Here is a 22,571-nt window from a genome sequence, read left to right on the forward strand (position 1 = left end):
ATGAGTGATACGCAATTTTGGGTGACCGTAGGTATTTGGAATCTTATCGTATTTAGTCTGTATGGATATGATAAATTATGTGCCATTAATGGATATGATCGAATTTCAGAGTTTACATTATTATTTTTAGCGTTTGCCTTTGGGGGTGTTGGTGCTTTATTAGGCATGGTCCTATGGCGTCATAAGACATTAAAATTTAAATTAGCCATTCCTTTTGCATTACTTTGGTCTGTATATGCGGTTGGATTCGGTTATGGCTTGTGGGTAAAATGATTGTATAAACTAATATTTTATTCATTCTTTTATGGTATAATAAAAGAATATTGTACATAAAATGTCAGTGAAGGAGATATTTGATGTTGCGATTACAATCAGGTTTTGAGTTAGATTATGCTAATATATATAATGAAAGTTGCATACAAGAACGTGATGTGAATAATTTTGAACGGGCTATACAAAATGTATGGCGTCATACAAATATTTTGCGTTCTACAGGCTTCGAAGAAGGTCATGTTTCTAAAGATGGTTTACCTGAACCTGTGTTGTTTTACCAACTTCCATATATTTCAGAAGATGGTATCAATACACCAGATATGTTAGAGCGGCTTTACGAATTACGTGACTACGCACGCCATAATATTGATACAGTTGTATCCGTAGGTATTGGGGGCTCCTATTTGGGGAGCAAAGTTATTTTTGATGTGCAGTGTGGAGCGTTTTGGAATAACTACAGTGCAGAGGAACGTGGCGGCTATCCTAGGATGTACTTTGCAGGCTTTAATGTGGATGGTGATTACTTAGTAGGGCTAATTCGTACGTTAGAGTGTCAAGCTCAGAAAAAAGGTCCTGATTATAAGGTGATGCTCGTTATTAATTCTAAGTCTGGATCTACCATTGAACCAATGGCTAACTTCATGATTTTGGAGAAGGCTTTACAAGATCGTAATATTAACTACGAAGTGATAGCTGTTACAGATGTATCTGATGATGAACATCCTACAATTTTACGATCTATGGCGATAGAAAATAATTGGAAGACCTATAGCATTCCTTATGGTGTAGGTGGTCGTTTCTCTGTATTTACAGAAGTTGGTTTTGTAACAGCCGCTCTTGTAGGATTTGATATTGAAGGATTCTTAGCTGGTGCTGCATCTATGGATGCAGCATGTCAAGAAGAAGACATTTTTAAAAATCCAGGCCTTTTAAGTGCATTATTGAAATATATCGCATCTGAACGATATGGTCGTATTATAGAGGTGTTTATGCCTTATAGTGAAGCACTCCACTCATTATCTGATTGGTATGTGCAGCTCTTATCAGAGTCTCTTGGAAAAATGAGTAATACTTGTCTACCATATGGCCGTACGCCAGTTGCTGCAGTAGGTACTATGGATATGCATGCTCAAGTTCAAGAGCATCAAGAGGGGCGCCTAAATAAGGTAGTTCAATTTATTAAGGTTAAGGATTGGAAACATAATCTCATTGTTCCAGATTCCTATAGTCAATATGAATGCTTACACTCTCTATCTGATGTAGGCATTTGTGATATTTTAAACATTGCTTTAGATGCTAATAGAGAAGCCTTGTCTAGTGACAATCGTTTTAACATGACTATAACTGTACCAACATTAAACGCATTCCATTTAGGAGAAATTATGTTTATGCATTGTTGGGCCGTTTATTTTGAGTCCATTTTTGCGGGCGTTGATGCTTTTGATCAACCAGGGGTAGAGGTTTATAAGCGTCTCATCGGACCCAAATTGGCTCGAGCAAAGGAAGTACATAATTCATGAGGGGGAACTATGAATATTTTAGTAACAGGTGGTGCTGGTTATATTGGGAGTCATACTGTACGTGCTTTACAACAAGCAGGATATACACCAATTATTGTAGATAATTTATCTCGTGGGCATGTAGAATCTATTCCTGAGGGGGTAAAGTTCTACAATATGGATATTGCTGATCCTAAACTAGTAGGTATTATGAAAGAACATAACATCCTAGGTGTAATGCATTTTGCTGCTCACTCACAAGTTGGTGAATCCATGCAAAATCCAGCTATTTATTATGAAAATAATGTAGTTGGTTCTTATCACCTTATTGAGTCTGCTCGTACCGCAGGTATAAAGCATTTTGTATTTTCTAGTACGGCTGCTGTGTATGGTGAGCCTAAGGTAGCTCCTATTTGTGAGGATGCTCAGCTACAACCAACAAATGTATATGGTCGCACTAAATTGATGATAGAAAAAATGTTATCTGATTATAGTTCGATTTATGGTTCTACATATGTTGCGTTGCGTTATTTCAATGCGGCCGGTGCGGATCCGTCTGGTATGATTGGAGAAGACCATCATCCTGAAACTCATTTGATTCCACTTGTGTTAGATGCGGCTCGCGGTAAAAGAGAGCATATAACTGTATTTGGGACTGATTATGATACAGCTGATGGCACATGTGTACGCGACTATATTCATGTCAATGATTTAGCAGCTGCTCACGTATTGGCTATGGACTACTTGCGTAAAGGCGGAGAATCTCAAGTATTTAATCTTGGTAGTGGTAATGGATTCTCTGTAAAGGAAATCATCGAGACTGCAAAAGAGGTTACGGGTATCGATATTCCTGTTCAATATGGTGATCGCCGTGCTGGTGATCCAGGAACATTAATTGCTTCCTCTGAAAAAATCAAAAATTTACTTGGTTGGGATCCTAAATTTAGTAATGTTGCTGATGTTATCAAAGATGCATGGCATTGGCATACATCTCATCCAGATGGATTTAATAGTAAATAAAGAACAAATTGTTTTGATTTGTCAATATAATGAATGACTCTATTAGTCACCTTGGTGACTGGTAGAGTCATTTTTTTGTAGGATTTTAAAAGAGCCTCCTAGAATATGTCAGCAGGAGGTGGATTATGAACTTACAAGACTATATAGAACGTATGAAAATGTGGATTGATAAGCAGCATTTTATTATGCGCCACTATAAGTTTGCACTTGGTATTTTCTTTATCATTACGGTTGCCCTTTTAGGCATTGGTATTTTTTATCCACATGAGGAGGAAAATGTTCATATTAGTTTAGATCAATCTAATGGTAGAGATGCTAATCAAATTGAACGAGGCTCAGAAAAATTATCAAAAGAAACAACACATGATAATAGAAATGGGAAAGGAAAGAACTATTTTAAAGATGAAAGTGATATAAAAAATGTAAAGGATAGAGAGGTAAAAAGCGATGTTCATGGACGATTATTATATGATATTACCGGTGTTGAGCGAGCAAATCCTTGGCGAGAGGTTTTTAAAGATATTCCTATAGATGAATTACTTGGTCAGAATAAGATAACTAAAGATAGCAATGGCAATTTCGTTGATATAAATAATGATTTACATGAGTCAGATGATTCAATGAAGACTTTTGAGAAAAAGGTAGATGAAAGTCGTAGAAATGAAAAATATCAACAAATAAGAAATAATAAAAAGCATAGTGGTAATTATATTGAATTAAAAGCTAAAGATATTAGTGCTAGACGAGTTGAATCTAGTATACAACCTTCTATAAGTAATCCTACCAAACAACATCCCATAGAGCTTATAGGTATTATTGAGGGACAACAGAATATTGCTATTTTACGAAAAGGTACAGAGGAACAAATGGTTAGTATAGGAAGTGTGTGGAAAGAAATATCAGTATCTAAGATAACTGCAAGTGGTGTAGAAATTATTGAAGGAGGTTCATCACGGTGGCTAAGAATCGAGTAAGCTTTATAGGTCTAAAATGTATAGATAAGATTATAGTGACAGTTATATTGCAAATAAGCTTATGGATGGTCGTAATGCTTGTAACTCCCTTCATGGTATTTGCTAATGGTACTGATAGGATAACTACTAGTAGTTCTGAAAATATCGTAAATAGTGGTGAAGTAGCTAAAAATGAAAAAAATATTGAGAACAAACTCATAACGATTTCTGTACGCAATGCATCCTTAAAGGAAACCGTTTTAGGAATTTGTCGTAGTTACGGTATATCCGTAATTGGTGTAGAGTCGTTAAAAGGGACTGTTACGGCCACTGTAACGGGAGAATCCCCAGAAGGGATTATTAATGAACTAGGTAAGTTATATCATTTCTCCGTATTGAAGGAGCATAACACACTTCTTATTGATTCTGATGATGAAACACTTGAAAAAAGAGAACTATATGTTATATCACCTGAACATTTACCGGCTGAGTCTTTGAAAAATGTGGTAGGCACAGTGGTGAAAAACGATAAAATGGCAGTGCTTTCAGAACAAAATGAAGTAATTATGCATTTGACGAGCGGAGAAAAGCGACGCGTAGAAACCTTAGTATGTGCTATCGACAAGGAACCAAAACAAGTGCAATTGGAAGCTACCATCATTGCTATGGAACAATCCTATGCTAAGGAACAAGGTTTTAGATGGTCTTGGCTTAGCTTGACCGGTCATGGAGAAGATAAAACACATTCCTATGGTGCCGTTACCTTTGGCAAAACACCGACTGGGGAAGCCTATAAGTTCTTTGTAAAGCCAGAGCTAAGTCTTATGGAAAGCTCAGGTAAGGCCGTTCTAATTGCAAAACCATCTATCATGGCTCTCAATGGTGAGACTGCGCATATCTTGATAGGTGAAAGAATACCTGTTATAGAGGAGTCAGAAGTGAATGGCGAACGAAAGCGTTCTACTCGTTATGAAGAGGTGGGCATTAAGTTGAATTACACTCCTATCATTACCGCTGATGGTGGTGTAGATGCTAAAATACATGCAGAAGTGAGTACACCTATTATGGTATCTGAAATGAAAGCCTACAAAATAAGCACACGTCAAGCACATACAAGAGTACGATTACAACCAGGAGAAGTGCTAGTTATTGGTGGACTCATGGATAATCGAGATCAACATCAAATACAAAAAATACCTATTTTGGGAGATATCCCTTTGTTAGGAAAATTATTCCGTCATAGTCGAAAAACAAAAGATTCTATAGAAATGTTAATGTTAGTGAGGGCAACTGTGGTATAATGAAGAGTAAATGATTAGGAGGTTGTGAATGGAACGCATTCGAATGATAGACCTTGGAAAATCATTTGGAGTGCGCCAAGTATTTTCCAATGTGTCTTTTGAGATAAAAGAAGGGGATCGACTCGCATTGGTAGGCCCTAATGGGGCTGGGAAATCTACCTTGTTAAAGTGCATATTAGGGTATGAAGAACTCGATGAAGGTAATGTAGTCAAGTCGCCTGTTGCTAGTATTGGCTATTTACAACAAGATGTAAATCTTGGAGATGATAGCCTTGCTACGGAAATCGAAAAGGCTTGGGCTGATGTTCATGTATTGGAAAAACAATTAAAAGAGCTCACTAGTCGCTTGGAAACCGAAGAGGCTAGCGAATCGGATTTACAACGCTTAGATTATTTACAGAATCGTCTAGAATGGCTAGGTGGTTATGATTACGAGCAAAAGACAAAGCGCATAGTCTATGGTCTTGGTTTTACTGATGATGACTTAGATAAGCCTGCTAATGCTTTTTCAGGTGGTCAAAAAACGCGTATCAATTTAGCTAAAGCGTTAGTACGTAGTCCTGATTTTTTATTCTTAGACGAACCGACTAACCATTTAGATATGGATATGCTGGAGTGGTTAGAGGGGTACTTATCTGCCTATCAAGGTGGTATTCTCATTGTCAGCCATGATAGATATTTCCTAGATCGTATCGTCACAGGTGTTGTGGAGTTAGATAATCACAAAGCCACAACCTATCGTGGTAACTATAGTCGCTATATTCAACAACGTGATGAACGTTTAAAGGCTGATATGGTGGCCTATGAAAAACAGCAGGAGTATATTAAGAAAACAGAGGCTTATATAGATAAATACCGCGCTGGTATCAAGTCTAAAATGGCTCGTGGTCGTCAGTCTCAACTAAATCGATTAGAGCGGCTAGAGGCACCTGTTACTTCACATCATTTACAATTTTCTTTTCCTCCTGCTGCGATGAGTGCTGATAAGGTTTTAGTCTTAGATCACTTATCTGTCAGATATGGTGAAAGTCGCATTATTGATGATATCTCTCTTGTTGTTCGACGAGGTGAATCAGTAGCGCTTATTGGACCTAATGGCGCGGGTAAGTCTACACTGGTGAAAACCATTGTAGGAGAACTATTCCCTAAAGATGGTCATGTGGATATTGGCAATCGCGTACAAGTCGGTTACTTCTCACAAGAACACGAAGAATTGCATGATTCTTGGCAGGTAGTGGAAGAGATCATGAATCACTTTAACTACAGCGAGGATAAGGCTCGTAATGTGCTGGGGGCTTTCCTGTTTAAAGGGGACGATGTATTTAAGTTAGTAGGTGAATTATCTGGTGGTGAGCGCGCTCGTTTAGCTTTGCTTAAATTATTTCTTCAAGGAGATAATTTCCTAATTTTAGACGAACCGACAAACCATTTAGATATTCCTACACGAGAAATTGTAGAGGAAGCATTGCAACAATTTGAAGGGACTTGTTTTATTATTTCTCATGATAGATATTTCTTGGATCAAGTTTCTACAAAAACAGTAATTCTAGATGAAGGTAAAATTACAGAGTATCTCGGTAACTATTCATACTATAAGGAAAAGCTGAAAGAGCAAGAAGACTTATTAGCATTGGCTAATGAGAAAAACTCTGATAGCAGTAAGCGTGATAGTAAAGCTACTCCTATTAATGAGTCAATGCTTTCAGTATCAGAAACTACGGAGGAAAATCAGAAGAAGCCAAATGCTTATATGGTAGAAAAACAATTGGCTGAGGTAGAAGCTGAAATTGCTCGTTTAGAGGCGACGATGAAGATGTATGAAGTGCAATTAGCGAATCCTGTAGTTCAGCAAGATTTAGATGAAATGTCTAAAATTTCCACACAAATTGAAGAGACTCAAACTGAGTTGAATTTATTGTATGAGAAGTGGGAACGGCTATGTGAATAGCTTTTTAATTTATATATTATTAAGGAATTAAAATCATTTTCTTTTAATTGACAAAAGATTGAAATTTCCCATAATATAGGTATAGAATCAAAGTTTTATGTTTTAAAGGAAGGGTGTAATATGAATAAATCCATGTTAAAAAAAGCAGCCATTTTTGGCCTTGCCGGTGTAATGGCAGTTGCTGCTGGCTGTGGTGGAAATAAAGATGCAGGTAGTGCGAATAGTAATGAAGCTAAAATTGCATTGTTAACAACAACAACTGGTGGGGCAGCAGCTTATGGTGAATCTATTAAAGCTGGTGCAGAATTGGCTGTAAGCGAAATCAATGCTGATGCAAACGCTGTAAAAATTAACTTATTAGTAGAAGATACTAAAGGTGATAAAAATGAAGCTATCAATGCGATGAATAAAGTAATTGCAAAAGATAAAGTAGTAGCAGTTATTGGACCTATGCTATCTGGTGAAATGATGGCTGCTGGTCCTGTAGCAAACAAGAGTAAAGTAGTTGCTCTTGGTACATCTACAACGGCTGAAGGTATTACGGATATCGGCGATTACATTTTCCGTAATGCTGTACCTGAATCCTTGGCAGTAGATACTGCAATTAAAGAAGCACATAAAACTTTAGGCTTCAAAACTGCAGCTATCATGTACTCTAACAACAATGACCAAATGGTATCTGTAAATAATACAGCTCGTAAAGCATTGGAATCTGAAGGTGTACAAATCGTTGATACTGAAACATTTGCAGATAAAGATACTGACTTCTCTGCACAATTGACTAAAATTCAACAAGCAAAACCTGATGTAATTGTAGTTGCTTCTCTTTACCAAGAAGGCGCATTAATCATGAAAAAAATGCGTGAAATGGGTATGAATCAACCTGTAGTTGGCTCCAATGGTTTCAACAGCCCACAATTCATTAAAATTGCTGGCGATGCTGCTAACGGTGTTATTGTTGGTACGCCATGGTTCCCTAACAAAGAAGACCAAAAGGTTAAAGATTTCCGTAAAGCCTATGTGGCAAAATACGGTAAAGAACCTGACCAATTCGCTGCTCAAGCATATGATGCAGTATATCTCTATGAAACAGCTTTGAAAAAAGCAGGGTCCACAACAGATCGCGAAAAATTCCGGGAAGCATTGAAAAATATTGCTGACTTCGTTGGTGTAACTGGCCAATTCAAATTCAACGAAAAACGCGATCCTTCCATGGAAGTTCAAGTATTACAAATTAAAAACGGTCAATTTGACGCATTAACAAAATAAGTTGAGGTAGTATAGTGTTTTTACAACAATTAGTTAACGGGTTAACCCTCGGTAGCTTATATGCTGTACTCGCTATTGGCTTAACACTTGTGTTCGGTGTTTTGAATATTATCAACATGGCTCACGGAGGCATCTTTATGATAGGTGCCTTCGTTGGTCTTTTTATGGTAACAATTTTTAACGTTAACATTTTTGTAGCCCTTATCGTAGCTATGGCTGTAGGTGCTATCCTCGGTTATCTTTTAGAATTTGTGGCGCTTCGTCCACTACGCAAGAAAAAGGTGTCTCACTTGGCACCACTTATTAGTACCATTGGTGTTTCTATTTTCCTTGAAAGTTTGGCATTATTGCTTTGGGGCCCTCAAACTAGATCATTCCCACCAGACTATATTGGTGGCTTAATCGACTTTGGAGCTTTCAAAATTTCTATGGTACAAATTATTGGTTTAGGCGTTTCTGTTGTGCTAATGCTGATTTTAAATGTAGTTATTAAGAAAACTAAGATTGGTAAGGCTATTCGCGCTGTATCCATGAGTACGGAAACAGCAGCTCTCTTGGGTATCAATCCAACAATGATTATATCTATTACTGTTATGATTGCATCTGCTTTAGGTGCAGCGGCAGGTGTATTGGTAGGGTTGTCCTTTAATGCTATTGAGCCTACTATGGGTGTTATTATAGGGTTTAAAGGTCTGGCAGTACTTATCTTAGGTGGTCTTGGTAATATTACAGGCGCCATGGTTGGCGGCTTTATTTTAGGCGTAGCAGAAATCTTCTCTGTTGCTTATGGTGCATCTACATTCCGTGATGCTGTGGCCTTTGGTCTCATTATCCTATTATTATTCTGGCGCCCACAAGGCTTGTTTGGATCTAAAGATAAAGGGGGTAGACCGTAATGGAATTATTAAACCCGTATTATCTACAGATCGTGATGTTTTTCATCATTAATGCCATCATGGGTATTTCAATTTATTTCACACTGGCAAGTGGACAGCTTTCTTTAGGGGCTGCTGGCTTTATGAGTGTTGGTGCATACGTAGGCGCTATTCTTTCTTTGAAAGCTGATTTGCCTATCGTTGTAGGCATTATTATTGGTGGCTTAGTTGCTAGTCTTGTGGCTGTTATTATCGGTTTGCCAACAACACGTCTTAAAGGTTTGTATCTTGCCATCGCTACACTTGGATTTGGCGAAGTTGTGCGTGTTATTTTCTTGAATTTGGATATTACAAATGGTGCATTAGGCCTTTCTGGTATTCCATCCATTCCTCAAGAATTGACAAATTATGCCTATGAATTTGATCTCGATGGTTTAATGGGCATTGATGCTGTTGCATGGGGCAATCTAATGGCTATTATTATTTTGTTAGCTATTTTAGTATTGATTATCGCCTTTTGTGTACGGATTAATAATAGCCGTGTGGGTCGTGCCTTTGCAGCGATTAAGGCTGATGATCATGCAGCTGAATTGATGGGAATCAACGTTGTATACTACAAGATGATGGCCTTTATTATCGGCGCTTTCATCGCTGGTATTGGTGGTGGTTTGTATGCGCATATTACAAACTTTATTAATCCTACAGATTTCAGCTACCATAAAGTAGTACAAATTTTGTTATTCCCTGTATTTGGTGGTTCCAATGTAGTATGGGGTTCCGTACTAGGTTCCTTTATTCTTACATTACTACCAGAAGTATTGCGTTTCTTATCCGACTATCGCGATATTATTTATGGTGCTTTGCTAGTAATCTTGATGGCTGTTCGTCCAGATGGTATTTTAACAGAATCCATGGTGGATAAAATTAGCCGTAAATTAGGCTTTAAGAAAGCTCCATATATTCCAGAATCACAAGTATTAACAGAACGCTTTGAAGCATATAAGCGTAAACAACAGGAAAAACAAGGATAGGAGGGAACTGAATGCTATTAGAATTAAATGAAGTAAGTAAAAGCTTTGGTGGCGTTGCAGCTCTCACAGGTGTATCCTTTGGTGTTAAACAAGGTGAGGTATTTGGTGTCATCGGTCCAAATGGTGCTGGTAAGACTACACTCTTCAACTTGATTACTGGTGTATTCCCTGCAAGTTCTGGTGAAATTGTATTTGATGGTATGTCTGTTGTAGGCATCAAGCCTCATAGAACTGTTGAAATGGGGATTGCTCGTACCTTCCAAAATATTCGTCTCTTTGGCAATATGACAGCTCTTGAAACTGTTTTAACCGGTATGCATTGTCGTACTGGCTCTGGCTTCTTATCTAGTTTTTTGAAAACAAAACGTCAACGCATTGAAGAAGAGCGTTGTCGTGGTATTGCTTATGAGTTCTTAAAGCTTGTAGGTCTTGAAGCAGATGCAGAAGAGGTTGCAACATCATTACCGTATGGTAAGCAACGTCGTCTTGAAATCGCTCGTGCCTTAGCGACACACCCTCAGTTAATCTTGCTTGATGAACCGGCAGCAGGTATGAATGATAGTGAAACTGAAGTTCTGCGTCAATTGATTGGCAAGATTCGTGACCTAGGTATTACCGTTGTGGTTATCGAACATGCCATGGAATTGATGATGAATATCTGTGATCGTTTGGTAGTACTTAACTTTGGCAAGAAAATTGCTGAAGGTACACCTCAAGAAATTCAAAATAATGAAGCTGTAATTGAAGCATACTTAGGTAAAGAGGAGGTGTAATATGTTAAAACTAGAAAATATTGTGGCTGGTTATGGACATATTACAGCCTTAAAAGATATAAGTTTAGAAGTTCCACAAGGTTCCATTGTATCTCTTATTGGTGCTAATGGTGCTGGTAAGACTACGACGATGAAGACTATTATGGGACTTGTAAAACCCACATCTGGTCGAGTGATTTTTGAAGATCAAGATATTACAGGTCGCCAAACCCATCAAGTTGTACAAAGTGGTATCTCCTTAGTTCCTGAAGGACGTCAAATTCTACAAGATATGAGTGTTTATGAGAACCTTGAAATGGGTGCTTATACACGTAAAGATAAAGAAATCGAAGCAGATATCAAAAAGGTATTTAAACGATTCCCTATTCTTGATGAACGAAGTTATCAATTGGGTGGTACTTTATCAGGTGGTCAACAGCAAATGCTAGCTATTGGTCGTGCACTTATGGCTCGTCCAAAATTGTTATTATTAGATGAACCATCTATGGGTCTTGCACCTTTAGTAGTAAATGAGATTTTTGAAACCATTAAAGAAATCAGCGCCGATGGAACAACAGTTCTTTTAGTAGAACAAAATGTGCGTCAAGCATTGAAGATTGCTGATTATGCGTATGTTTTGGAGACTGGTAAAATGGTATTATCTGGCTCTGCTGATGAAGTTCGCCATAATCCTCGCGTTATGGAAGCTTATTTAGGCGGTCGTGTTGAATAATTAATTATATAGAGCGATCATTAGTGTCAAAAACTTTGAATAAGGTGTATATACTAGATTTCTAGTATATACACCTTATTTTTTTATTACTAATTCTGATATAAATAGAAAAACTATGTGAGCTAATAATGAAGTGAGTTTATATATTTTTTATTATTTTTAAGAAGTTCAATGATAAAACTAGTGAATTAGGAATGAAAAAAGCAAATAATAATTAATGAGCATATATTGAAAATACTGTATTTTTAAGGGATTATTGTTGAAGGTTTTATGAAGTTCGCTTGGAACATACTAGATTTGTAGAAGAACATTTAAAAAAATGATAAAATAGCATGACTGATTTTTTAGATATAAGATACATCAATAATTAAGTGATGAATTAAATAAGTTGAATAAAAAAGAGGTAAGTATGAAGAAGAAACAGTATATGATGATGGCTGCATTCTTATGTACTACAACAATGGCTATGGCTGCACCAGTTAGTATAAATACTAATCAGCCTTATAATGCTAAGAATGTACAAATGGACGGTCATGCACCATTGGAAACTAGCGCATCTGTAATTAGCTCTGATAAAGAATATCGTCTGCGCCAAGGAGATGAACTAAATATTCAAGTGGTTCAGCAGGCAGAGCTTGGTACGCGTAATGGTAACGACATTGTGTATACCGTCAGACCAGATGGATATGTATCGTTCCCTATGGTTGGTGCCGTAAAAGCAGATGGCTTAACTGTAGATGAATTTACAGCTGAGTTACAGCAAGGTTTGTCTCGTTATATCATTAATCCTGATATCACAGTAAATGTATCGAAATTGGGCGGCGTTCGCGTATATGTATTTGGTGAAATTAATAAGCCTGGCGCCTATACGTTGACTAAATCTAGTACAGTTATTGATGCCATTGGGGCTGCAGGTAGTTTTAACTGGGATACAGCAAAGAAGAAAATTTACTTGATTCATCAAGATAATCCAGAGAAACCGATTCCTATCAATTTGAATCGTATTTTACAAACTGGAGATATGTCTGAAAACTACATCATGCGTGAAGGTGATATTCTTTACTTAACTAAGAATAGTCGTATCAACTTTGCTCGTGATATTGCTCCAATCTTAACAGGGGCTTATATGGTATCACGAATAGGTAAGGATTAAAGATAAGGCGATATCTATCATATAAGGGGGCGTTTTTTTGCGTTCATATTTATTACCATCCATATTGTTTATTACCGATATTGTGACGATTGTAATCGTTGCTTTTATCAGTCTTTTTATTCGATTTGATGGACACATAGAACCTCAATATATTAATCAAATGGTGGATGCACTTCCGTTATTACTTATTTCGTATATGTTGATGTTCTTGATAATGCATTTATATACACGTATTTGGCGCTATGCAGGGATGCGAGAGGTATTAGCAGTATTTGTAGCGACTACAATTGGTACGGCTTTATTCTATTCCTCTATGTTTGTATTTGGTAAGTCATTACCACGTTCCATCTATTTTATTACATGGTTCCTCACTACAGGTGCTGTTGGTATGGGACGTATGTTGCTTCATTATGTGGCACTTCACTATAGCAGTGGGGACGATGGTGAAAGTGGCCAAGTGAATACATTGATCATAGGAGCCGGTGATGCAGGTGCAACTATAGCTCGTGAAATTGAACGATATCATAAGCGTTCTCGTCGAGTGATTGGTTATGTTGATGATGACATGTTTAAACATAATCGTCTTATGAATGGTTTTAGAATTCTTGGTAATCGTGAAGATATTCCAGCATTAGTTGCTAAGTATAAGGTAGAAGAAATTATTATTGCCATGCCTTCCGTGAAGCGAGATATTATTCAAGAAATCATGGAAATCTGTTCTCCTTTAAAATGTAAAATCAATATTTTACCGGGGATGTATCAATTACTTGATGATGAAGTTCTTGTATCTCATTTACATCCTGTTTCAATCGAGGACTTGTTGGAGCGTGATGAGATTCAGCTCGATACGTCTAAGGTTGAAACATATCTTAAGGATAAAGTGGTTTTAGTTACTGGTGCGGGGGGCTCTATTGGTTCTGAAATTTGTCGTCAAGTTTTACGTGTAAAACCTAAAAAGCTATTGCTCCTTGGTCATGGTGAAAATAGTATTTATCTTATTCATCAAGAATTACGTAGTATTGCGCCTGAAGGTACCTTGGTTCCAATCATTGCAGATATTCGTGATAAGAATCAACTAGAGCAAATTTTTAAAAACTATAATCCTGATGTAGTATTTCATGCGGCAGCTCATAAACATGTGCCGCTTATGGAAATCCAGCCAATTGCTGCGGTATTAAATAATATTTATGGTACTCGTAATGTTGCGGATGTAGCCGGAGCTCATGGAGTAGATCGATTTGTTATGATTTCCACGGATAAAGCGGTGAATCCAACCAGCGTTATGGGCGCTACAAAACGGGTTGCTGAAAAAGTTGTGCTTGGTATGAATCACACATATGATACTAAGTTTATAACAGTTCGTTTTGGTAATGTACTTGGTAGCCGTGGTTCGGTTATTCCTTTATTTCGTAAACAAATTGAAGCAGGTGCCCCTGTAACCGTTACAGATCCAGAAATGACACGTTATTTCATGACTATTCCTGAAGCCAGTCAATTAGTACTTCAAGCTGGTGCCATGGGGAATGGAGGCGAAGTGTTTCTTTTAGACATGGGTGAACCGGTTAAAATTGTCGATTTGGCTAAGAATATGATTCGCCTTTCTGGCTTTGAGCCTAATAAGGATATTCGTATTGAATTTACTGGATTACGTCCAGGTGAAAAGTTATACGAAGAATTATTGACTGCCGAAGAAGGTACGAATACTACTACGCATAAGAAAATTTTTGAAGCAGCTCTAGAAGATGTTAATCAAGAATGGCTGAGTCGTGAAATAGAGCGCTTTGATACATGTAAAACCGATATAGATGTAATTAATGTATTGCAGGATATCATTCCTACATACGATCCAAATCATAATGTATAGGTCCTGGACGATACATTTATTACCCAATATATGTATAAGACTATTTTAATTTTGATACATTGTGCCTTTATTGAGAGGGTTTGGTACAGTTAATATTCTAAGCGGGAGAGACCCTGTTGTTTGTATACTTTTACAGAAAGGGGTATATGGGTGGAACAAATTATTGATTTAAAAGAGGTGGGTAGAGTCCTCATTAAAAAGCGCCGTAAAATCATTAATATTACGGTAGCATGTATGGTTTTAGGTGGTGCGTATGCCTTTCTTGCACCATCTACATATCAATCTACATCGATGTTGCGCATTAAACAAGCTCAAAGTTTGAGCAATTCTGTATTATCTAGTGCTAATGCCTATTCTGATTCTATGTCTCGTCAATTGATGAACACAGATGCAGAAATTTTAAAAAGTCGTAATGTGGTAGAGCCAGTAATTACTGCTATAGAAGATCCTGAAGGTACTGGTAATGCGCCAACATATGAAGATTTTGTTAAAACTCGTATTGAAACTAAACCGTATAAAGAAACCGAGTTATTACAAGTAAGCGTAACTGGTAAGAGTCCTGAGCAAGCACAAGAAGCTAATCAATTACTTATTGATACCTTCTTGAAACGTCTTGCCGAAATTTCTCATGTTGAACAACGAACTACTCGTGAATTCTTACAAAAACGCGTTGTTACTGCGAAATCTGAATTAGAACAAGCAGAAAATAAATTGCAACAATTTCAAATAGATAATAAGGTGTACTCCACCGCTGATCAGATGAAAGGCTTAACAGATAAAATTACTCTTATCGATCGTGAGAAGGCTCAAAATCAACTCGATTTAGAAACGGCACAAGCTGCACTTGGCAGTATCAATGAACAATTAGGTTCTGCTGGTAAAAGTATCGCCGATAGCGCCACGGTTCAAGCCTACAAGGGGCAGTTAGCAGACCTAGAATCTCGTAAAGCTTCTTATATTGGTAAATATACTGATGAACATCCAGCGATGAAAGAGATTAACCAACAAATTGAAGAGGCTAAAAGTGGTTTAAATGCTGAAATCAACGCTATTGCATCTCAACAAGCACCTTCAAGCAACTCTGCACAACAAGGCTTGCTAGCGGATAAGTTTAAAAATGAAGCTGCTTTAGCAGTAGCTCAAGGTAAACAATCTACATTAGTTGAGCTAGATAAAGCAAACGAAGAAGCTATAAAAGGACTACCTGAAAAAGAACGTGGTTATATCCAAGCAAAACGTGATGTAGATGTGGCACAAGATATCTATCAAATGTTATCCACTCGCTTAGAAGAAGCGAAGGTAGCAGAGGTTATGGTACCGAATGAAGTTCAAATCGTTGATCCTCCTACATTGCCAGAAAAGGCGATTGCACCACGTAAGATTCTTATTATATTAGGCTCTGCCATTTTAGGCCTCATCTTTGGTTGCCTCTATACATTGGGCCAATTCTTTGGTAATCGCAAAGTTCAATCTGTACAAGAGATTAATGATATTCTTGGCATTCAAAATTTGGGTGTGATTCCAAATTATAAAGAAAAAGAATACGAAGAGCCTAGTAATCGTATCGTAGCATTGTTGCGCAAAGTGAGAGGTTAATATGATTAGACTAATTTCTAATGAACGTGGTGATACACCACTTGTGGAAGCATACCGTACATTGCGTAGCAATCTTCAATATGTATGTAACCAACATAAATGTAAACTTATTTGCATTACTGCAGCTACTAGTGGTGAAGGAACTTCTAAAGTGGCAGCTAATACAGCATTAGCTTTATCTAAAAATAATAATAAAGTTCTTCTAGTAGATGGTAATCTACGCAATCCAGCACAACATATAGCCTTTAATGTACAAAATAAGGGCCTTACAAATGCGGTGATGATGGATGAAGATTTGACGATTCATCGTAATGTAGTGCCTCATTTGGATGTTCTTACGGCGGGTGAAGTTGTTGAATATCCATCTGATATTGTAGATTCTAGCAAATTACCTACGATTTTTGAGTATGTACGTGATGAATATGATGTGGTTATCATTGATACACCATCCGTATTGTCTGTTACAGATGCCGTTGTATTGGCAGAAAAATCAGATGGTGTTGTGTTAGTTGTTAAAAATGAAGTAGCTAGTCTAAAAGATTTGATTGAAGCTAAGAAACGCCTTTCACAAGTAGGTATTTCTCTTTTAGGATCTATCGTAATTGATGCTTAATATAACTGTTTTAATCAGTATTCTATGTGATAAATCAAGCGTATCAATATGGTACAGAAAGTATTGAGGTGATTTATATGAGAATTAATTTTTCTCCTCCAGATATTACAGAGTTAGAAATCAATGAAGTCGTTGAAGCCTTAAAAAGTGGGTGGATTACGACAGGTCCTCGTACTAAAGAATTAGAAAAAAAGATAGCTCACCAATTAGGTACACCTAAATCCGTTTGTTTAAACTCTGCTACGGCAGCGCTTGAAATGTCCCTTCGCGTATTGGGAATTGGACCTGGAGACGAAGTCATAACTAGTGCTTACTCATATACCGCTAGTGCGAGTCCTGTAGTTCATGTGGGCGCTACATTAGTGCTTGTTGATACACAAAAAGACTCCTATGAAATGGATTACGATGCAGTCGCTCGGGCTATCACACCAAAAACAAAGGCTATCATCCCTGTAGATATTGCGGGTGTGCCTTGTGATTATGAACGTTTGCGATCCATTGTAGAGGAAAAGAAATCTCTCTTTATACCATCTAATGATATTCAATCAGCATTAGGTCATATTCCTATCGTAGCGGACTGTGCGCATTCTTTTGGTGCTTCTTATAAAGGGGTGCCAACAGGTAATATAGCCGATTTTAGTAGCTTTTCCTTTCATGCAGTAAAAAATTTTACTACTGCTGAAGGTGGTTGTGCTACATGGCGCCACATAGATGGTTATGACGATGAAGCTATCTACAAGCAATTCCAATTGCTATCTTTGCATGGTCAAGATAAGGATGCTCTTGCAAAAACAAAAGCAGGTGCTTGGGAATATGATATTAAAGGTACCTATTATAAATGTAATATGACGGATATTATGGCGGCTATTGGGCTAGCTCAATTTGAAAGATACCCAAAACTTTTGGCACGTCGTAAAGAAATTATTGAAGCTTATGATACAGCATTTAAGGATTTACCTGTTACATTGTTGAACCATTATACAGATAAGCATGAAAGTAGTGGTCACTTGTATTTAGTCCGTTTAGACGGCCGTGATGCGCAATACCGCAACAAGGTTATTGAAGCTATGGCTGAGGCTGGCATTGCGACGAATGTCCATTATAAGCCAATCCCAATGCATACGGCTTATAAAAACTTAGGCTTTACAATCGATGACTATCCAAATGCTTATGACCAGTTTAAGAATGAAATTACATTGCCACTTCATACGCTCCTTACAGATGAAGAAGTGCAATATATCATTGAGCAGTTTAAAAGGATTATTACCGAATGCTAGTAAAAAACTTTCATGATCTACCAAAAGAGCTTCAGTGTGAAGCGGTTCGTCCCTATTTTGAAATATTAAATCAAAGGCGTATAAGCCTTCTTTGTAAAAGCATTTTTGACCGCGTAATGGCAGCGGGAATGCTTATTACATTAAGCCCTATATTCTTGGTACTAGCCATCATGATTAAACGAGATAGTGAGGGAGAGGTTTTTTTTCGTCAAACTCGAGTGACACAGTACGGTCGTACCTTTGGCATCTATAAGTTCCGTACTATGGTAAAGAATGCGGAATCTTTAGGTGCACAAGTGACATCACAAAATGATATGCGTGTTACGAAGGTAGGCAATATGCTTCGCAACTGTCGTCTCGATGAATTGCCTCAGCTTATTAATATCCTTTTAGGAGATATGAGCTTTGTCGGTACAAGACCTGAGGTTCCACGTTATGTGGCTGCTTATACAGATGAAATGAAAGCTACCTTATTATTACCTGCTGGTGTTACCAGTGTTGCCAGTATTACTTATAAAGATGAAGATCAACTTTTACAAAATGCTCAGAATGTTGATGAAGTCTATATAAATGAGGTTTTACCGGGTAAGATGACTTGGAATTTAAGGAGTATTAAGGAGTTTTCTTTTTTACAAGATATAAAAACGATGATTGATACAGTATTAGCTGTATTACGTTGAAAGAGGTCCCTATGAGTACATCTATGACAAAGGAAATACAAGAAAAAGAGCTGAATATGTTACTGTACTTTAAAGAGTTCTGTGATAAACATAATTTGCGCTTTTATCTTTGCGGCGGTGGTCTCATTGGGGCTATACGTCATAACGGCTTTATCCCTTGGGATGATGATTTAGATCTTTTCATGCCTCGTCCAGACTATGAAAAGTTAGCTGAATTATGGCCAAAATATGCTGATACTGAACGATTTACGTATTGTCGTACCGATCGCAATCACATCTATCATGATGCAGGAGCATCTATTAGAGATAATCATACGACCTTTATCAATCGTCATAGTATGCATGAAGATGTTTGTCATGGTTTGGCACTTGAAATTATGCCTATCGATGGTTGTGCACCCGGCAAAATTAGTCGTGCATTGCAGTTGATGTGGGCCATGACTTTTGCACTTTTTAATGCACAGCGTTTACCAGATAATAAAGGGCCTACATATCGTGCTTTAGCGGGTTATATTTATAAGATTTTTTCCAGTCAATCTATACGCTATCATATTTGGCGATTTGCAGAAAAGAGAATGACTCAATACGACTTTGATACGAGTGATGAGTGTACGGAGTTAATCGGTAGCTTAAAAGGTATGAAGCTACGTCATCCTAGAGAGGACTTTGCTTCTGTTGTATATAAAGACTTTGAAGGTCATCAAATACCTGTTATGAAAGGGTATGAGAGATATTTGCATCTCATTTGGGGCGATTATATGCAATTACCACCTGTAGAGCAACGTGTAGCAAAACATGATGCAGTATTTGCTGATTTACACACACCTTACAAGGAGTATAAAGGCATACATTATGCTAAGAAAGAAGCTCAACCATAAGGAGGGCCTATGAAACGAATAGCAGTAATCTTTGCGGGTGGCGTAGGTGCTCGTATGAAAAACAGTAAGACGCCAAAACAATTTTTAGAATGGAACGGTAGACCGATTTTGATTCAAACCTTAGATGTATTTGAACAAACGAAGACTATTGATGGGATTGTTCTTGCCTGTAAAGTAGAATGGATTGATCATACTAAACAACTCATAGAAAAGGCGGGGTTACAAAAGGTATTATCCATTGTGCCTGGTGGTGAAAGTGCTTTGGAATCCCAATATAATGGGCTAGTAGAGGCTAAGCGTTTATTCCCTGATGACGCGGTGACTGTATTGATTCATGATGGGGTTCGTCCACTTGTAGATAACTCTACCATAGAGAGAAACATAGAATCTGTTGAGTCAAAGGGTTCTGCCATTACTGTTACTCCAGCTATCGAAACGGTTATGGTTACCCAAAATGGTTCTATTAACCGCATTTTAAATCGTAATGAATGTCTTATGGCTAAAGCTCCGCAGAGTTTTAGATTGGATGATATTATATCAGTTCATAATCGTGCAAAAGATGAGGGCATTCATGACTTTATTGATTCCGCATCGATGATGATGCACTATGGTTATACTTTATACCCTGTGTTAGGGGAAACTGAAAATATAAAGATTACAACTCCATCTGATTATTATATGTTCACAGGGATTATTAAAAATCGTGAGCTAGGAGGATTAAAAGATGAGTAATTCCGTTATTCAACGCGAGTTAACGGCTTTAGTACAGGAAAAAAATTACTTTCATTTCCTCCGTCATCAACGCATTCTTATAACTGGTGCAACGGGGCTTATTGGATCTATGTTTATAAAATTACTTATACTTGCCAATGAGACTCATGACCTGGATTTAAAAGTGATTGGTCATGTGCGAAGCCATGAAAAGGCAAAAAATATTCTTGGTGAGTATTTAGACAATAAGTCGTTAACCATAGTAGATGGCTCATTAGAATCTATTGATGTGCCATGTGATTATATTTTGCATGGTGCTGCACCGACACAGTCTAAGTTTTTTGTAGAATATCCAGTAGAAACTATCCGTACCTCTATTTATGGTACGGAGGCCATGCTTGAGTTAGGTCGCCGTCAAAAGGTAAAGAAACTAGTTTACTTATCCAGTATGGAGCAATATGGGGTACCTTATGAGTCTGGCCAAGTTATGACAGAGGAAAGAATAGGCTATTTGGATCATCTAAACGTTCGTAGCTCCTACTCCGAAAGTAAAAGACTTTGTGAATGTTATTGCAAGTCCTATGCTGTGGAGTATGGCGTTCCTGTTGTAATAGCTAGACTAGCTCAAACTTTTGGGCCAGGTGTTCCAGTAGCTGATAATCGCGTTTTTATGCAGTTCACTAAGAGTGCTATTAAAAAAGAAGCCATTATACTTCATACAAAGGGCGATTCTATGTCGAATTATTGCTATATTACTGATGCCTTAACTGGGCTTTTAACTCTTTTAAAAGCAGGGGTACCTGGTGAAGCATATAATGTTTGTCATGATGAGGAGACGCGTTCTATTGCAAGCATTGCTCATTTAGTGGCAACTCATGTTAGCAATGATAAGAGTGAAGTCATCTTTGATATTCCAAACGATGTGCAAGGGTTTGGCTATGCACCGACAGTGCATATGTTCTTAAGTTCTAAGAAGTTAAAATCCCTAGGTTGGCAACCTAAGGTATCAATGGCACAAGCCTATGTAAGACTGGCAGAATATATCCAAGAGGAAGGCTTATGAAAAAGGAAATAATAATTGTCACCATCTCCCTTGGTAACGATGGGGCTGAACGAATCTTAACAGAGTTGGCTCGTCAGTGGGTACATGATGGTCATCATATTACAGTTATCCAAACAAGCCCTAATCGATATGGTAATGAATATGCGTTAGAGGAAAGTATTGAACAAATTGAAATTCATACTACAAGCTCTAATAAAGTCATTCGCTTTATGCAAGAAATAAAAGAACTAATCAAAATCTTAAAGACTAGACCAAATGCGACATGCTTATCTTTTTTGTCTGCATCTAGTTTTATCTTAGCGATTAGCTCTTGGTTTATAAAAAATCGCATTGTGTTTTCTGAGCGCAATAATCCACGTAAAGTTCCCATTGGTTGGCATCAACAAGCATTGCGCAACTTTGCCTTTAGATTTGCAGATGCACTAGTATTTCAGACGGAAGATGCTCGTTCTTATTTTCCAAAATCTGTGCAAAATCGTGGTGTTATTATCCCCAATCCTATTAATGGTAAATTGCCGCCACCCATAGAAGGGGAACGAGAAAAGACAATCGTTACAGCTTGTCGTTTGCATCCACAAAAGAATTTGCCTATGATGATTAATGCCTTTAGTATGTTGGCAGATGAGTTTCCAGAATATAAACTCGTTATTTATGGTCAAGGTGTATTAGAGGATGAACTACGAGCTCAAATTAAGTCTCTTAATTTAGAAGATCGCGTTTTATTGCCTGGCTTTGCTAGCAATATTTTAGATAAGGTAGCTCCTTGTTCCATGTTTGTATCATCTTCTGATTTTGAAGGCATTTCAAATTCTATGTTGGAAGCATTGGGCATGGGTTTACCGGCAGTAGTCACAGACTGTCCTGTAGGCGGTGCTCGCATGGTAATTAAAAGTGGTGAGAATGGTATCCTTGTGCCTGTAGGTGATACGCAGGCTATGTATGAAGCTATGCGCAGTATATTAAAAGATCCTGCACTAGCAGCTAAGCTTTCACAGGAAGCAATCAAAGTACGCGATGAATTTCCACTATGGAAAATCGCTAAACATTGGTTAGAAGTTTTATGAGTTGTAAGGAGGAGAACC

At 37.6% G+C, this 22,571-nt stretch carries 21 protein-coding genes; all 21 read left to right on the forward strand.

Annotated features, from left to right (window positions below):
* The 21 genes from VPAR_RS03330 (at nucleotide 1) to VPAR_RS03430 (ending at nucleotide 22,553) form a co-directional block, all read left to right on the forward strand.
* Nucleotides 1–273: a DUF1294 domain-containing protein gene (locus VPAR_RS03330; RefSeq protein WP_012864163.1), complete on the forward strand. Its 273-nt coding sequence runs from the start codon at nucleotides 1–3 to the stop codon at nucleotides 271–273.
* A gap of 83 nt (nucleotides 274–356) precedes the next feature.
* Nucleotides 357–1,793 carry a phosphoglucose isomerase-related protein gene (locus VPAR_RS03335; RefSeq protein WP_012864164.1) on the forward strand — a complete coding sequence of 479 codons (1,437 nt, stop codon included), beginning with the start codon at nucleotides 357–359 and terminating at the stop codon, nucleotides 1,791–1,793.
* 9 nt (nucleotides 1,794–1,802) lie between these two features.
* Entirely contained in the window at nucleotides 1,803–2,792 is a 990-nt protein-coding gene (galE, locus tag VPAR_RS03340) for a UDP-glucose 4-epimerase GalE (protein WP_012864165.1), read from the forward strand.
* 125 nt (nucleotides 2,793–2,917) lie between these two features.
* A complete protein-coding gene (locus tag VPAR_RS03345) occupies nucleotides 2,918–3,766 on the forward strand; it encodes a hypothetical protein (protein WP_008600615.1) in 849 nt (282 codons plus the stop codon).
* Nucleotides 3,748–5,046, forward strand: a complete 1,299-nt coding sequence (locus VPAR_RS03350; protein ID WP_012864166.1) for a type II secretion system protein GspD — start codon at nucleotides 3,748–3,750, stop codon at nucleotides 5,044–5,046. The genes VPAR_RS03345 and VPAR_RS03350 overlap by 19 nt, the downstream gene beginning before the upstream one ends.
* A gap of 28 nt (nucleotides 5,047–5,074) precedes the next feature.
* Nucleotides 5,075–6,994, forward strand: coding sequence for an ABC-F family ATP-binding cassette domain-containing protein (locus tag VPAR_RS03355; RefSeq protein WP_012864167.1), 1,920 nt, complete (start codon nucleotides 5,075–5,077; stop codon nucleotides 6,992–6,994).
* Between the two features lie 120 nt (nucleotides 6,995–7,114).
* The gene (locus tag VPAR_RS03360; protein ID WP_008600618.1) at nucleotides 7,115–8,263 is read left to right on the forward strand and encodes an ABC transporter substrate-binding protein; all 1,149 of its coding nucleotides are present in this window, start codon (nucleotides 7,115–7,117) and stop codon (nucleotides 8,261–8,263) included.
* A gap of 14 nt (nucleotides 8,264–8,277) precedes the next feature.
* On the forward strand, nucleotides 8,278–9,159 hold the full coding sequence (locus tag VPAR_RS03365) for a branched-chain amino acid ABC transporter permease (protein WP_012864168.1): 882 nt from the start codon (nucleotides 8,278–8,280) through the stop codon (nucleotides 9,157–9,159).
* On the forward strand, nucleotides 9,159–10,169 hold the full coding sequence (locus VPAR_RS03370) for a branched-chain amino acid ABC transporter permease (protein WP_008713655.1): 1,011 nt from the start codon (nucleotides 9,159–9,161) through the stop codon (nucleotides 10,167–10,169). Before VPAR_RS03365 ends, VPAR_RS03370 begins: the two co-directional genes overlap by 1 nt.
* Nucleotides 10,170–10,180: 11 nt before the next feature.
* On the forward strand, nucleotides 10,181–10,942 hold the full coding sequence (locus VPAR_RS03375) for an ABC transporter ATP-binding protein (RefSeq protein WP_008713656.1): 762 nt from the start codon (nucleotides 10,181–10,183) through the stop codon (nucleotides 10,940–10,942).
* A 1-nt stretch (nucleotide 10,943) separates the two neighbouring features.
* A complete protein-coding gene (locus VPAR_RS03380; protein ID WP_012864169.1) occupies nucleotides 10,944–11,654 on the forward strand; it encodes an ABC transporter ATP-binding protein in 711 nt (236 codons plus the stop codon).
* A gap of 409 nt (nucleotides 11,655–12,063) precedes the next feature.
* Nucleotides 12,064–12,807: a polysaccharide biosynthesis/export family protein gene (locus VPAR_RS03385; protein WP_012864170.1), complete on the forward strand. Its 744-nt coding sequence runs from the start codon at nucleotides 12,064–12,066 to the stop codon at nucleotides 12,805–12,807.
* Between the two features lie 37 nt (nucleotides 12,808–12,844).
* A complete protein-coding gene (locus VPAR_RS03390; protein WP_012864171.1) occupies nucleotides 12,845–14,671 on the forward strand; it encodes a polysaccharide biosynthesis protein in 1,827 nt (608 codons plus the stop codon).
* 150 nt (nucleotides 14,672–14,821) lie between these two features.
* Entirely contained in the window at nucleotides 14,822–16,267 is a 1,446-nt protein-coding gene (locus tag VPAR_RS03395; protein WP_012864172.1) for a GumC family protein, read from the forward strand.
* Nucleotide 16,268: 1 nt separating this feature from the next.
* Complete coding sequence (locus VPAR_RS03400; RefSeq protein WP_012864173.1) at nucleotides 16,269–16,880, forward strand: CpsD/CapB family tyrosine-protein kinase; 612 nt, start codon at nucleotides 16,269–16,271, stop codon at nucleotides 16,878–16,880.
* 77 nt (nucleotides 16,881–16,957) lie between these two features.
* Nucleotides 16,958–18,157: a DegT/DnrJ/EryC1/StrS family aminotransferase gene (locus tag VPAR_RS03405; RefSeq protein WP_012864174.1), complete on the forward strand. Its 1,200-nt coding sequence runs from the start codon at nucleotides 16,958–16,960 to the stop codon at nucleotides 18,155–18,157.
* Nucleotides 18,151–18,837 carry a sugar transferase gene (locus tag VPAR_RS03410; protein ID WP_012864175.1) on the forward strand — a complete coding sequence of 229 codons (687 nt, stop codon included), beginning with the start codon at nucleotides 18,151–18,153 and terminating at the stop codon, nucleotides 18,835–18,837. Before VPAR_RS03405 ends, VPAR_RS03410 begins: the two co-directional genes overlap by 7 nt.
* An 11-nt stretch (nucleotides 18,838–18,848) precedes the next feature.
* Nucleotides 18,849–19,715 (forward strand): LicD family protein, encoded by an 867-nt coding sequence (locus VPAR_RS03415; protein WP_012864176.1) that lies wholly within the window; start codon nucleotides 18,849–18,851, stop codon nucleotides 19,713–19,715.
* Between the two features lie 9 nt (nucleotides 19,716–19,724).
* Complete coding sequence (locus VPAR_RS03420; protein ID WP_012864177.1) at nucleotides 19,725–20,447, forward strand: IspD/TarI family cytidylyltransferase; 723 nt, start codon at nucleotides 19,725–19,727, stop codon at nucleotides 20,445–20,447.
* Nucleotides 20,440–21,489, forward strand: coding sequence for an NAD-dependent epimerase/dehydratase family protein (locus tag VPAR_RS03425; protein WP_012864178.1), 1,050 nt, complete (start codon nucleotides 20,440–20,442; stop codon nucleotides 21,487–21,489). The genes VPAR_RS03420 and VPAR_RS03425 overlap by 8 nt, the downstream gene beginning before the upstream one ends.
* On the forward strand, nucleotides 21,486–22,553 hold the full coding sequence (locus VPAR_RS03430) for a glycosyltransferase (RefSeq protein ID WP_012864179.1): 1,068 nt from the start codon (nucleotides 21,486–21,488) through the stop codon (nucleotides 22,551–22,553). The genes VPAR_RS03425 and VPAR_RS03430 overlap by 4 nt, the downstream gene beginning before the upstream one ends.
* Nucleotides 22,554–22,571: the final 18 nt, after the last annotated feature.

This window comes from Veillonella parvula DSM 2008, from assembly GCF_000024945.1.
GTDB lineage: Bacteria > Bacillota > Negativicutes > Veillonellales > Veillonellaceae > Veillonella > Veillonella parvula.